The 12,968-nt window shown below is 60.4% G+C and carries 12 protein-coding genes and 1 pseudogene; 5 read left to right on the top strand and 8 right to left on the bottom strand.

Features of this window, described 5'->3' with window-relative positions; translation table 11 throughout:
- Positions 1 to 3 precede the first annotated feature (3 nt).
- Entirely contained in the window at positions 4 to 1,506 is a 1,503-nt protein-coding gene (locus HHJ18_RS06030) for a tripartite tricarboxylate transporter permease (RefSeq protein ID WP_296912691.1), read from the top strand.
- Between the two features lie 446 nt (positions 1,507 to 1,952).
- The gene (locus tag HHJ18_RS06025) at positions 1,953 to 3,377 is read left to right on the top strand and encodes a PHB depolymerase family esterase (protein WP_296913491.1); all 1,425 of its coding nucleotides are present in this window, start codon (positions 1,953 to 1,955) and stop codon (positions 3,375 to 3,377) included.
- Positions 3,378 to 3,562: 185 nt separating this feature from the next.
- On the opposite strand, the pseudogene HHJ18_RS06020 reads toward HHJ18_RS06025, so the two are convergent.
- From HHJ18_RS06020 to hemH, 4 genes and pseudogenes are all read right to left on the bottom strand, one after another.
- Positions 3,563 to 3,712: pseudogene (locus HHJ18_RS06020) on the bottom strand (IS66 family transposase zinc-finger binding domain-containing protein); the annotation flags it as partial.
- Between the two features lie 41 nt (positions 3,713 to 3,753).
- A complete protein-coding gene (locus tag HHJ18_RS06015; protein ID WP_296912688.1) occupies positions 3,754 to 4,446 on the bottom strand; it encodes a heme-binding protein in 693 nt (230 codons plus the stop codon).
- Positions 4,443 to 4,628, bottom strand: a complete 186-nt coding sequence (locus tag HHJ18_RS06010; protein WP_296912686.1) for a hypothetical protein — start codon at positions 4,626 to 4,628, stop codon at positions 4,443 to 4,445. The genes HHJ18_RS06015 and HHJ18_RS06010 overlap by 4 nt, the downstream gene beginning before the upstream one ends.
- A gap of 584 nt (positions 4,629 to 5,212) precedes the next feature.
- Positions 5,213 to 6,328 (bottom strand): ferrochelatase, encoded by a 1,116-nt coding sequence (gene hemH, locus HHJ18_RS06005; RefSeq protein ID WP_296912683.1) that lies wholly within the window; start codon positions 6,326 to 6,328, stop codon positions 5,213 to 5,215.
- Positions 6,329 to 6,347: 19 nt separating this feature from the next.
- Here hemH and HHJ18_RS06000 point away from each other — a divergent pair, with 19 nt between their 5' ends.
- The 3 genes from HHJ18_RS06000 to HHJ18_RS05990 all read left to right on the top strand — a co-directional run bounded on the left by HHJ18_RS06000 (position 6,348) and on the right by HHJ18_RS05990 (position 8,768).
- Positions 6,348 to 7,043 carry an HAD family hydrolase gene (locus HHJ18_RS06000; RefSeq protein ID WP_296912680.1) on the top strand — a complete coding sequence of 232 codons (696 nt, stop codon included), beginning with the start codon at positions 6,348 to 6,350 and terminating at the stop codon, positions 7,041 to 7,043.
- A gap of 67 nt (positions 7,044 to 7,110) precedes the next feature.
- On the top strand, positions 7,111 to 7,743 hold the full coding sequence (locus HHJ18_RS05995) for a glutathione S-transferase family protein (protein WP_296912678.1): 633 nt from the start codon (positions 7,111 to 7,113) through the stop codon (positions 7,741 to 7,743).
- Positions 7,744 to 7,958: 215 nt separating this feature from the next.
- A complete protein-coding gene (locus HHJ18_RS05990; protein ID WP_296912675.1) occupies positions 7,959 to 8,768 on the top strand; it encodes a hypothetical protein in 810 nt (269 codons plus the stop codon).
- A 356-nt stretch (positions 8,769 to 9,124) separates the two neighbouring features.
- On the opposite strand, the gene hpnE is transcribed toward HHJ18_RS05990, so the two are convergent.
- The 4 genes from hpnE to HHJ18_RS05970 all read right to left on the bottom strand — a co-directional run bounded on the left by hpnE (position 9,125) and on the right by HHJ18_RS05970 (position 12,420).
- Positions 9,125 to 10,447, bottom strand: a complete 1,323-nt coding sequence (gene hpnE / locus HHJ18_RS05985) for a hydroxysqualene dehydroxylase HpnE (protein ID WP_296912672.1) — start codon at positions 10,445 to 10,447, stop codon at positions 9,125 to 9,127.
- A 103-nt stretch (positions 10,448 to 10,550) separates the two neighbouring features.
- A complete protein-coding gene (gene hpnD / locus HHJ18_RS05980) occupies positions 10,551 to 11,393 on the bottom strand; it encodes a presqualene diphosphate synthase HpnD (RefSeq protein ID WP_296912669.1) in 843 nt (280 codons plus the stop codon).
- Positions 11,394 to 11,437: 44 nt separating this feature from the next.
- A complete protein-coding gene (locus HHJ18_RS05975; protein ID WP_296912667.1) occupies positions 11,438 to 11,578 on the bottom strand; it encodes a hypothetical protein in 141 nt (46 codons plus the stop codon).
- Positions 11,575 to 12,420, bottom strand: coding sequence for a transposase (locus HHJ18_RS05970; RefSeq protein ID WP_296912664.1), 846 nt, complete (start codon positions 12,418 to 12,420; stop codon positions 11,575 to 11,577). The genes HHJ18_RS05975 and HHJ18_RS05970 overlap by 4 nt, the downstream gene beginning before the upstream one ends.
- Positions 12,421 to 12,968: the final 548 nt, after the last annotated feature.

Raw genomic sequence — 12,968 nt, 5'->3', positions numbered from 1 at the left:
ATCATGGATATCTTCAACCAACTGATGCAGGGCTTCGTCACTGCAGCCACGCCCATCAACCTGCTCTGGTGTTTTGTCGGCTGTGCACTGGGTACGGCGGTCGGCGTGCTGCCGGGCATAGGCCCCGCAGTGGCCGTCGCCATGCTGCTGCCGATCACGGCCAAGGTCGAAGCCACGGCTTCCATGATCTTTTTTGCCGGTATCTACTACGGCGCCATGTATGGTGGCTCGACCACCTCGATTTTGCTGAATACACCGGGCGAAACGGCAAGCATGGTGACGGCGATGGAAGGCAACCGGATGGCCAAAAGCGGGCGCGCTGGCGCTGCACTGGCGACCGCCGCCGTCGGGTCGTTTATCGCCGGCACCATTGCCACGGTGCTGGTCACGCTGTTCGCGCCCATCGTGGCGGAGCTGGCCGTCAAGCTCGGGCCGCCCGAGTACTTCATGCTGATGCTGTTGGCCTTCACCACCGTCAGTGCGGTGCTGGGCAAAAGCACGGTGCGCGGCATGACGGCGTTGTTCATCGGGCTGGCCGCCGGCCTGGTCGGGCTGGACCAGATTTCGGCGCAAGCGCGTTACACCGGCGGCGTGCCCGAACTGCTCGATGGCATTGAAATCGTGCTGGTGGCGGTCGGCCTGTTTGCCGTGGCCGAGGCGATGTACGCGGTGCTTTATGAAGGCCGCGTGGTCGAAGAGCAGAATCGGCTGAGCAAGGTTCACATGACGGCCAGGGACTGGCGCCGTTCCTGGCCGGCCTGGCTGCGCGGCACCGCCATTGGCGTGCCGTTTGGCTGCATTCCCGCTGGCGGCACCGAAATTCCGACCTTTTTGAGCTACGCCACCGAAAAGAAGATGGCCAAAAATGAAGACCGCGCCGAATTCGGCAGCGCAGGCGCCATTGAAGGCGTGGCCGGTCCGGAGGCAGCCAACAACGCCACCGTAACGGCCGCGATGATTCCGCTCCTCACGCTGGGAATCCCGACGTCCAACACCACTGCCATCTTGCTCGGCGCGTTTCAAAATTACGGCATCCAGCCGGGCCCCCAACTTTTCACCACCTCATCGTCACTGGTGTGGGCGCTGATCGCCTCGCTGTACATCGGCAACGTGATGCTGCTGGTGCTCAACCTGCCGATGGTGGGCCTGTGGGTCAAGCTGCTGAAGATTCCCAAGCCTTACCTGTACGCCGGTATTTTGATTTTTGCCACGGTCGGCGTCTACGGCATGCGGCAAAGCTCGTTTGATCTGTTCCTGCTGTACGGCATTGGCGTGCTTGGGGTGGTGATGCGGCGCTTTGACTTTCCGACCGCGCCTGTCGTCGTCGGCATGATTTTGGGCCCGCTGGCCGAAGCGCAGCTGCGCAACGCGATGTCGATTGGCGAGGGCAGCGCGCTGGTGTTTGTCCAGCGCCCGGTCTCGCTGATCTTGATCGGCGTGGTGCTGGCGGTGATGGTATTGCCGCGCCTGGCCAAGCGGTGGACAGCGCGTCAGCAGGTGGCTTGAAATGGTCAAAAAATTGATAAAAAATGGCTGCAGCCTATATCTGACGGGCGTGAGAAGCTATTAAAAATATAGCATAGGTCGGGTTGATGGAGCGTCGCCCGACAGCTGCTTTGTGTCGGTGCGTCCAGGGATTTTCGGGTTACGCCTTTGGCTAACCCGACAGGCGCGAGGAAAGAAAAGCCAAGTAGTTATAAAAACTTCATCAAATACGGCTGCAGCGCAGGCGGGACGGGCGCAAGCAGCTATCAAAGAGAGGGCGTCCCGACTGCGACCCGTTACTGTTTGGCCGTGCGTAAAGCCTGAAGGAAAGTTTCGCGAAAACCTCGCTTCGTCGCAGAATGGGCGGCCGATAGAGTCTTTCAGAAATCATCAAGAACCATTAGGGAGACAACACCATGGTCAGCAAGCTTCACTCGGATATCACCGCCGCTGTCATTCTCTCCACGATGGCGCTGGCCTGCGGCTCGGCACCGGCAGCCGTCAATTTGCCCGCGCTCAACATTGACAAGACGCAAACCACCGTGTCCGGGCTTTCGTCTGGTGGCTACATGGCGGCGCAGCTGCATGTGGCCTATTCCGCAACCTTCAAAAAGGGCGCGGGCATTGTTGCGGGTGGTCCCTACTATTGCGCGGAGGGCTTCATCGTCAACGCCACCGGTCGTTGTATGGCCAGCCCTGCCGGCATTCCGACCAGCAGCCTGGTCAGCACCACCAACAGCTGGGCCTCGCAAGGCTTGATTGACCCGGTTGTTAATCTGCAGAATTCCAGGGTCTATCTCTTCTCGGGCGCTATCGACAGCACCGTCAAACCCGGCGTCATGGATGCGCTGAAAACCTATTACGGCAGCTTCGTTCCGGCTGCCAACGTGATATATAAAAAAGACGTTGCCGCAGAGCACGCGATGGTCACTGACGACTACGGCAGCGCCTGTTCCACCAAGGGCTCGCCCTACATCAACGACTGCGATTTTGACTTGGCCGGCGCCATGCTGGGCCATTTGTATGGCCCGCTGAACGCCCGCAACAACGCAGCCCTGCCAGCCGGCAATTTTGTCGAATTCAACCAGAGCCAGTTCATCACCGGCCACGGCATGGCGCCTACCGGCTGGGCCTACATTCCGCAGGCTTGCACATCGGGTGCGCAATGCCGCGTGCATGTGGTGCTGCACGGCTGCCAGCAGAACGTCACGTTGGTGCAGCAGCAGTACGTGCGCAACACCGGCTACAACCGCTGGGCCGACAGCAACAACGTCGTCATGCTCTACCCGCAGACCAGCACACAGGCCACCAACAGCTGCTGGGACTGGTGGGGTTATGACAGCGCCAACTACGCCAAAAAGTCCGGCCCGCAAATGGCCGCCATCAAGGCCATGGTGGACCAGGTTTCTGCGGGCACCACCACTCCACCTCCCGCTTCCATGTTGGCCGCACCGACCGGGGTGGTCACGTCCAATGCAAGCGCCAGCAGCATGACCATCAGCTGGAACGCCGTGACGGGCGCAGCCAGCTACAACGTCTACCGCAGCGCCAACAAGACCAATGCGCTGCCAGTCACGGCGACCAGCTTCAACGACACCGGCCTGGCCGTGGCCACGCAGTACAGCTGGACCGTGAAGGCGGTAGACAGTAACAGCGCGGAAGGCGCTGCGTCGGCGCTTGCCACCGGCACCACCAGCGGAACGCCCCCGCCCACAGCGACCTGCGCCACCGCGTCTAACTACGCGCACACCGTGGCGGGACGCGCCTACGTGTTCGCAGGCTTCACCTATGCCAACGGATCGAACCAGTCCATGGGCTTGTGGAACATTTTTTCCATCACGACCTTGAAGATGACGGGTGCCAATTACTACGTGATTGGTAGTTGCTCCTGAAGTTAAGGGGCGGCGTTGCCGCAGCAGGGGCTGCCAAAGCTGGAGCCCATCGGCTACATTCCACCGGCCGAAGCTGCGGCAAACTACTTTCAAAAGCATTCCCGAACCGAGGGCGTCCAATCTTCTTCGTGACGAAAGCTGTCATTGGCAGACTTACCCGCTACCAACGATCAACGAATAACGATCTCAATGATCTGCGCGGGCAGCGGCGCCTGGCTCAAGGTCTGGCACTTGGCGCAAGCCCATTTGCCGCGAATATAGTGCTCCACCGTGAACAGCCCGGGCGTGCAGTCGGACTTTTCGCTGACGTCTTTGCCGATGCGCGTCAAGGTGCAGCGTCAGCTTGTGAGGAACCATGGGGCGAACAGCCCCCTGGTTACTGAATCTCCAGCATGATTTCGTTGCGGCGAAACATTGGCAAAGTCCAGGGAGGGTTGTAGCGCGCCAGCTGTGGGCTGCCAGTAGTCTTTATTTTTTGTGCAGCCAGCCACGCCACCAACTCATCGGTGCGCTGCTGGATTCCGGCTTCAGTGTTAAAGCCTGAATAGCTTAGTACCGCCCAGGTCTTGGCGGGCACTTCACGCAACTGCACAGCCAGGTTATTGGGTTTAGGCAGCGTGTTCAGGGTGTAAGTGCTGGGCATCACAAAATGCACCCGCCAGCGCTTGGCGCCTTGCATGGCTTGCGGCATCTGGCTGGCTTGCCCGGCATTTGGCAAGGGTTCCATGGCCACAGGCGCAGTCATGGCGATTTTTTGCGAAGCTGCGTTTGCGGGCTCCATCGTCACAGGTGCGGTCATCGCAATTTTTTCAGAACCTTTGTCTAATGCTGAACCCGCAGCCACGTTGTTGCCAAATATGTAATCAGCAATGATGCGAAAACCTTTGCTTGAAGCCGCATTCATATCGCCTTCCACGAATGTTTCGGCCACGATGAAGGCCGGGTAACGGCGCAACTCGATATGGTCTTGCTTGGAAATGAGTTCAAATTTGGGCTCTTCAGTGGCCATAGCCGGAGTTCCAAGCAGCCCAAAGGCCAGCAAAATAGTGAGTTGAATGGTGTGTTTCAAAAGGGTTGGCTTTCAGCATCGCCTGCCGTCAACGCATCGTCAATAGCCGCCTTGTTTTCGGCCGAAGTGGGGTGCTGGCCAGGGCGACACATTTGCTCACCATCCCACTGCTGGCCGCACCAGCAACGTCCGTAAATATCAACCAGACAAATGCCAGTGCCGCAGCAGCGTGTGTCTTGCATGGTGTGGTCGCTCTCGTTAAATAGTAGTGATTTAAATGTTACCAGTCAAAGCTATTTTTAACGCGTTGATTGGGGTCCGACCAGATGGCGGGCTGTAGGGCTTTGCTGCGCGACTTCGCCCCAACTTAGTCATGCCTTTGTCATGCCTTTTTCACATAAGGGAGGCACATGGCGGGCACTCGCGACCGAATCCTTTCGCCGCGTTGTCGACAGCCAACTGGCAAAGCTGTTTTTGTGCTGAAGGAACGCAATGGAAATTCTGTTTCGGTGAATGCCCGTTATTGAGCAGCAACCCCGAATACCCGCTTCTGGTCGGATGCAGTTGCTGCAATCGCTTAGATTGTCGTTACATGGCCGACGTTCAAGTTGCAGAGTTTTGTGACAGGTTTGGAGCGAGCAATTAGGAGATTTCTACAGCCGCTGTCAGTCTGGCGCGGGCTTTCAATGGCGGATACTGAGCTGCTTTAGTTTGCCGGCAGCGGCAACAGCGCTCAAGGCCAGGTTTTATAAAAATTACCCTCTAGTCCATGCAATACGGGCGCAAGCAGCTATCAAAAACAGAGCAAATCACGCCTCGGCAGGACCTACTGCTTGGCCCCCAGCGCCAGCGCGGCGGCGCGTGACGCGGCCAGCTTTTGTCCGTCTTCTGCGCTGCTCTGCGTTGGCCAGCCGCCCATATGCCGGATGCTCAAGTCGCTCAGGGCAGCCATCCACTGCGCGCTGTCGTTCAGGCAGTCGATGTAGCTGAACGCCGTGCCGCCTGCCTCCAGAAAGGCGTGGCGCGCTTCCATTGAGATTTCCTCCAGCGTTTCCAGGCAGTCGCCGGTAAAGCCGGGGCAGACTAGGTCGACGCTTTTTAAGCCCGCCTGCGCAAGCTTGATCAGTGTCGGCTCGGTGTAGGGCTCCAGCCATTTGGCCTTGCCAAAGCGCGACTGGAAGGTGAGCTGGTAGCGGTCTTTGGCCAAACCCAGGTTTTCAGCCAGCAGGCGCGCTGTTTTGTGGCATTCACAGTGGTATGGATCGCCCAGCGCCAGGGTGCGTTCGGGCACGCCGTGAAAGCTCATCACCAGCTTGTCGGCCTGGCCGTTTTTTTGCCAGTGCTGGCGAATGCTGTCGGCCAGCGCGGCAATGTAGCCCGCGTCGTCATGGTAATTGTTGACAAACCGAAATTCAGGAATCCGCCGCACCCTGGCGGCCCAGGTATAGACCGCGTCGAACACGCTGGCCGTGGTGGTGCCGCTGTACTGCGGATAGGCCGGCAAAATCAGCACTCGGGTCACCCCGTCGGCCTTTAGCTGGTCCAGTTGCGAGGCGATTGACGGATTGCCGTAGCGCATTGCGTAGCGCACTTCGACCGGATGGCCGCGCTGGCCCAGGTAGCCGCGCAGCATGAGCGCCTGTTTTTGTGTCCAGACCTTCAGCGGCGAGCCTTCGGGCAACCAGACGCTGGCGTATTTTGCAGCCGACTTTTTGGGGCGGGTGCGCAAGATGATGCCGTGCAAAATCAGCCACCAGACCGGCTTGGGGATTTCGACGACACGCGAATCGCTCAAAAATTCGGCCAGGTAGCGGCGTAGCGCAGCGGCCGTGGGGGCGTCGGGCGTGCCTAAATTGCAAAGCAAGATGGCGGTGGAGGAAGTGGCCTGGGTCGCCGGTGGCGGCGCCCCGTGGGTAAAGGTGGGCTCTGGTGCAAAAGACATGCGGTATTCTCGCTTACCTATGCTTGATTTGAAGAACATCAAAGCCATCACCCTGGATCTTGACGACACCCTGTGGCCGGTCTGGCCCGCCATTGAACGGGCCGAGCAGGCTCTCGGTGACTGGCTGGGCCAGCATGCGCCTATGACTGCCGCGCTGTTCGCCAACCCGGCGGCGCGCCATGAGGTGCGTGAGCAAATAACACTTTCTCGCCCAGATCTGAAATTTCAGCTCAGCACCATTCGCCGCGAAGCCATACGGCTGGCGCTGCAGCGTTCCGGCGAAGATCCGCAACTGGCCGAAGCCGCCTTCGATGTCTTTTTTAACGAGCGCAACCGCGTCACCCTGTATGCCGATGTATTGCTGGCGCTGGAGTTTTTGGCCAGCCGCTTTCCGCTGGTGGCGCTGTCTAACGGCAATGCCGACCTCCAGCGCATCGGCATAGGCAGGTATTTCAAGGCCAGCATCAGCGCCCAGGCGTTTGGCGTGGGCAAGCCCGACCCGCGTATTTTTCATGCGGCGGCTGGCGCTGCCACGGTGCAGCCTGAGCAGGTGCTGCATGTCGGCGACGACGCCACGCTCGATGTGCTGGGCGCGCTTAATTGCGGCATGCAGACGGTATGGATCAACCGCGCCGACCACCTGTGGGTGCACGACGCCGTGCCAAATGAAACGGTGACCACGCTGACCGAGCTGTGCGACCTTTTTTCGTCGTGAACGCCGTGAACACGATGAACTTGATTAACCTGATGAACGATTGATTCACCTTTCGGAGCCGCTCCCCATGACACTGAAAATTTACGGCACGGCCGCTTCGCGGGCCGCGCGTCCGCTCTGGGTAGCGCGCGAGCTGGGCCTGGTGTATGAGCATATTCCCGTGCATTACCTGGGCGGCGGTACGCGCACGGCAGAATTCCTGGCGATCAATCCGAACGGCCACATCCCGGTGGTTGACGATGACGGCGTGCTGGTCTGGGAGTCCATGGCCTGCGCGCTGTACCTGGCCAAGCGTTTTAAGGGCGGCGGCGCGCCCTCGCTGGCGGCAGAAAACCATGCCGAGCAGGCAGAAATCTTGCGCTGGAGTTTTTGGGTGGTGACCGAGTGCGAGAAAGACGCGTTGACGATCCTGATGCACCGCGTGCTCATGCCCAAAGACCGCCGCAAACCAGAGCTGGCTGACGAAGCCGAGCACCGCCTGTTGGCCCCGCTGCTGGTGCTGGAGCAGCATTTGCAAACCCGCAGCTACCTGGCGGCCGAGCGGTTTACCGTGGCCGATGTTTGCGTGGCGTCCGTGCTGGCCTGGGCGCAGGGCGCCGCCGGCTTGATGGCGCAGTGTCCGCGGGTCGATGAGTGGCTTCGCCGCTGCCTGGCACGGCCCGCCTTCAAAGCCGTGCGCGAAATGGCAAAAAGTGAGTGAGACCGTCATGCATCGGGCTATTTAAGAGCGGACGAACATTTCCACAAAGTATTTGAACCTCTGGCCGCATTGCCACGGGCGCTGTCGACAGCAGCCCGGCGGTTCTTTTTTGGGTGGACAGAACTTGTGCAAGGCGTAGTATTCGACGTGCGCCGAAGTGCAATAGCCATGCCTCGGTGCATTTCATTGGCTTAACCAACCGTATAGGAGTCATCATGAAGGGCATTATTTTCGGTGCACTCGCGCTCGCTTGCGCGCCTGCCTTTGCACAAACCACAGTCACCGTGTCGCCCGCCGACATGAAGGGGTGGGTCTTCTTCGACGATGGGGCGGGCACGCCGTGCCTGGCTGGCAATCTGTGCGAGATGGTCAGCGGCCCTGCGACGCCGCCCGCCGGTAGCGGAAGCGCCCATCTGAAACTGACCGCATCCGGCGACCGGCCATCGCTCGGCGCCTTGCTGGGCCAGCTTGCCGGCAAGAAATTCGCCGATATCACCTCGCTGAGCTACTCGACCTACAAGACGACACCGACCGCGGCATCCGACGTTCTGGCGATTGCGTTGCAGTTCAATGTCGACAACGATGTAACCGACGGCGACTTCACATTCAGGGGCCGGCTGGTATTTGAGCCCTACCATGAGCCCAGCCTTGGACCAGTGCTGCCCGGCGTCTGGCAGACCTGGAATACGCAAAACGGGAAGTGGTGGCTCAGCCGTGCTGCTGGTAACTTTCCTTCTCCCTGCTCCCAGAGCACGCCATGCACAGTCTCCCAGTTGCTCAGCAATCACCCGAACATCGGAATCCGCGATGTTCCCGGCCAGCCCAATACGATCTTGAAAGCCGGAGGTGGCTGGACCAATTTCGACGGCAACATCGACGCTTTGAAGGTCGGCATCGACGGAGTCACGACCACCTACAACTTCGAGCTCGGGCCGACCAACAAGGACGAATGCAAGAACGGCGGCTGGGAAGGCATCTTCAAGAACCAGGGGCAATGCGTTAGTTCGTTTTCGAACAACAAGTGATCGCTCGACGCATCGAAAATTACAAGGGCCTTCGGGCCCTTTTTTTATGCCGTTCATGGTCGCATGCAACGGATGCGGCCGGTGCTCTGCGACCTGCCTGGTTTGCCAATCGAAGCCGGACAGAAGCGCCAACCTGCGACCAGTTCTGCGACCGGATCGATGACGTGGGAGTTTCTTTGATGGCGCACCGCGCTGAGTGATCGGCCTAAAAATGAGTCTGACAGTTGTCTGCGGTGCGACGCGCCTGCAGTGCGGGACCGGTTCAGGTCCCTGCCCGAAATCAGGTTCTACAGTGCTATAGTTTTAATAGCTGTTAGCGCCCGTATTCAGGGGGCTACAGGCAAAAAATGACGAAATTAACGCAAGCACCTTGCCGCTTCCAGCCCCGACCGTACAGCGCCTTCCAGCGTGGCCGGGTAGGGCCCATCCACATAGTCGCCGCACGCCAGCAAGCCAGCGGCCACCCGCAGGGCGGGGCGTTGCAGGCCCGGCGTGCAGGAAAACGTCGCGCGCTTTTCCACCACCGTCTGCACCACTTGCAGCCCGCTCAGTCCGAGCTGGCTGGCGGCCTGCGCCAACACCTGCCGCGTCAGCGTGGCGCTGTCGCCGCTGCTGGCGCTGATGACGAAGGCCAGCAAACCTGGCGGTCCCCCAAGCTGGCCGCGGTCAAATACAAACTGCGCCGGCGCCGCTGCAGCGGCAGGCAGGGCCAGCATCGGCTGGCGCAGGCGCGCACCCGGGCTGTGGGCATAGACGGTGGTCAGCGCTTCGTACTGCAGGGAGCGCGTTGTCGCCAGCCAGTCGTCGGCCGCCACGCCGCTGCCGTCGACCAGGCGGGCCGCTTCCTGCGCCGGGCAGGCCAGCACCACGGCGTCAAAGGCAAAAGAGCGGGAGGTGGTGCTGGCGTCCAGCGTGACCACCCAGCCCGAGGCGGTCGGCTCGATCGCGCGCACGCGGGCACCCAAACGCGGCGCGCTGATCTTCTCGCTGCCCTGCTCGCTGGCCTGTTCGGTCAGCCAGGCCAGTGCGGCTTCGGGCAGCAGGGCGCTCAGGTCAACGCGCGGCAACAGCAGGTTGGAACCGCCGCTGGCCGAAAACAGCGCGTCGTGCAGCACGCGCAAAAACACCTGGCCGCTGGCGCGCTCGGCCGGGGTGTTCAGCGCCGAGACACACAAGGGCGTTATCAGCAAGGCCATGGCGCCCGGCGTCAGGCCGTGGCACAGCGCGCTGACCGAGAGCTCGGGCGCGCACTGAAATTGGTTGCGTTGCCAGCCCAGCGCCACCTTGAGCAGCGACAGCTTGTCGGCCCAGGCCCAGCCACGCGCAGTCAAAATGCCCGCGAAGGCGTCCAGCGGGGCGGGCAGCGGCATGGCCAGTGGCGGCAGCTTGAGGCCGCTGCCATCGGGGAACTGCAGCGTCAGCGGCAGGCGCAGTAGCGCAGCCTTCACGTCGACGCCCAGGTCGGTCATCAGCTGCAGGCTTTCAGCGTAGGCGCCAATCAGGATGTGCTGGCCGTTGTCGAGCGCCACCGGCTGGCCCGCCAGCGCGGCGCTGACGCGCCGGGCGCGACCGCCGGGCGTGCGCGCGCTTTCAAACAGCGTGACCTGGCAGCCGCGGCGTGTCGCCTCCACGGCGGCGGCACAACCGGCCCAGCCGGCGCCAATAACGGCGACCCTCATAGTCCGAGCGACAGAAATTTTTCCGACGGACCGCCCCAAGGAAAAACGGCCCCTTTTCCTTGTGCATGGGGCAGCGCATTACACGGAGTGAAAAGCGTGGGGGTCATACCACCTTCCCGAAGGCCTGTGTTTTCCAGGCCAGCCAGAACTTGCGCAGCGGCGTCAGGCTCACGCGCTGGTGCAGCACCTGGTAGCCGTCGGCGGCAATTTCGCGCAGCAGCGTACGGTAAATGCTGGCCATCATGAGGCCAGGCTTTTGCGCGCGCCGATCGGTGTCGGGCAGCAGGGTCAGCGCCTCGTCATACAGCGCCAGCGCCCGCTCGGTCTGAAACTGCATCAGCGCGCTGAAGCGGTCCGAATACTGGCGCTTCAAAATCTCGTGCGTCTTTACTTCAAACTGCTGCAACTCATTGACCGGCAGATAGATACGGCCGCGCAGCGCGTCCTCGCCGACATCGCGAATGATGTTGGTGAGCTGAAACGCAAGACCCAGCTTGTGCGCGTAGGCGGTGGTGGCTTCATCGCGCTGACCAAAAATGCGGGCGGCCACCTCGCCAACAATGCCGGCCACCAGGTGGCAGTAGCGGCTCAAGCCGGGAAAGTCGAGGTAACGGTTTTGCGCCAGGTCCATCTGGCAGCCCTCAATCACCGCCTGCAGATGACGCGCCTCGATGGCGTAAGCGGCGGTCAGCGGCATCAAGGCCCTCATGACCGGGTGGGTCGCGTTGCCGGTGTAAGACTTGGCTACCTCGGACTGCCACCAGGCCAGTTTGGTGTGCGCCACGCCGGGGTCAGTCACCTCATCGACCACATCGTCTATTTCGCGGCAAAAGGCGTAAAAAGCGGTGATGGCGGCGCGCCGCTCCTTGGGTAAAAACAGGAAGGCGTAATAAAAACTGCTGCCGGAAGCGGCGGCTTTTTGCTGGACATATTGCTCGGGTGTCATGCGGGGATTGTTGCATGCGGCCTGGAGAAATTCGGGGGCAACAGTCACATCCACAGGGCCCGCCAGCCCATAACTAAGACATCCCAACGGCCGAGCTTGGGGCGTTGCTGCAGGGTGTTGAAGTTCATCGCCGCTATCTTTTCCAGGGAAAAATTGGAAAAATTGGGGTCAAGTCTTGCATTCATACTTTTTCCGGCTCATTTTTCAACACCCGGCTCACGGTTGCATAGTGAATATTGAAGGCGCGAGCAATCTCCTTCATGCTGTAGCAGCCGGTGGCATAGGCCTGCACGATGGCTGGGTTGCGCGCCGGCATGGCTGCAAATCGGGCCAGCGGCGGCGCAGAAGCGCGGCGTTGCAGGCGCGGTATTTCTGCATCAGATGAAAGCCTGGTAGCGATTTTTTCACCCATGACTTCAACAAATTCTGCATCACCCAAATACAGCTGGCCTTGCAGTTGCTCCCACAAGCTAGGCAAATTGACGCCAGCCCGGACGTGATCAACGTAAGCGGCAACGGCCGCCTGCGGGTTATTGCCAAACTGCGACATCAGCCACTGCACCTGCAACCAGCGCGGCGGCACAACGCGGCCCAGCATGGCGTGGTAGCTGCTCCACGGCCAGTCCTCGGGCAAGACGCAGATGCCTGCACGCACGGGGTTGAGAACAACGTAGCGAGCCAGTTCCAGCAGGTATGCTTCGCGCTGGACGATGATGGCTTTAAATCGGCCCTGAAAGACGTGACCAACCCGGTTGTGGCTGCGGTTGTGCCACTGGGTATAAACGCCGTTGAGTTGGCGCATCCCGGCGCTCAGGTTGCCGTCGATGGTCTCTACAACCATATGAAAGTGGTTGTCCATCAGGCAGTAGGCGTGGCACAGCCAGTTATGGCGGGCACACACCTGGCCCAATAAATCAAGCCAGTAATTTCTGTCAGCATCGCAAAGAAAGATGGCTTCGCGCCTGTCGCCACGCGAGGTGACGTGGTACAGCCCGCCGGGGAATTCGATTCGCAAGGGTCTTGCCATGGTCGAATCTTAATTAGAATTTGTTTGATTGCAAGACCTGACCCCAGTGCTTGCAATTGCAAGACCTGACCCCAGTGCTTGCCGGTGCTTGACCCGCCCAGGCTGTAGCCGGTGACGCTGAAGGTCTTGCTGCCCAGCTTGGCAGGATCGCTTTTGAGCTCGTCATACCACGCTTCCATGTCCCGCAGCTGGCCCCAGGCAAAGCCGGTTTCCTTAAGCTCCATGGCGTTGGTCGCCTGGTTATCCCGCGCTGAGTCGTCTATGAATTCTGTCAAGCGGAATGACATGACGAGCTCGCCAGTGACACGATTTTGGAAAAGTGTTCCGCTGAAGCCAGTGGACGTGTTGGCGCGCTGGTCCAGCACTATCCAGTTTTTTTCAAATTCGATGGCTTGGGGTTCGGTGAATTTGCTGGAGTGGTCGTTACTGGTTGACGACAATTACCCTGGCCGGTTGACGACAACTATGTTGGCCGGTTAGAGGCCTACACCGGGCGGGTCCGGGAGGCGGGGCTACCGTTGGTCCTTCGAACACAAATCGAAGGTAGG

Source organism: Polaromonas sp. (genome assembly GCF_012927455.1).
GTDB lineage: Bacteria > Pseudomonadota > Gammaproteobacteria > Burkholderiales > Burkholderiaceae_C > Polaromonas.
This window is presented reverse-complemented; position numbering and strand designations above follow the sequence as displayed.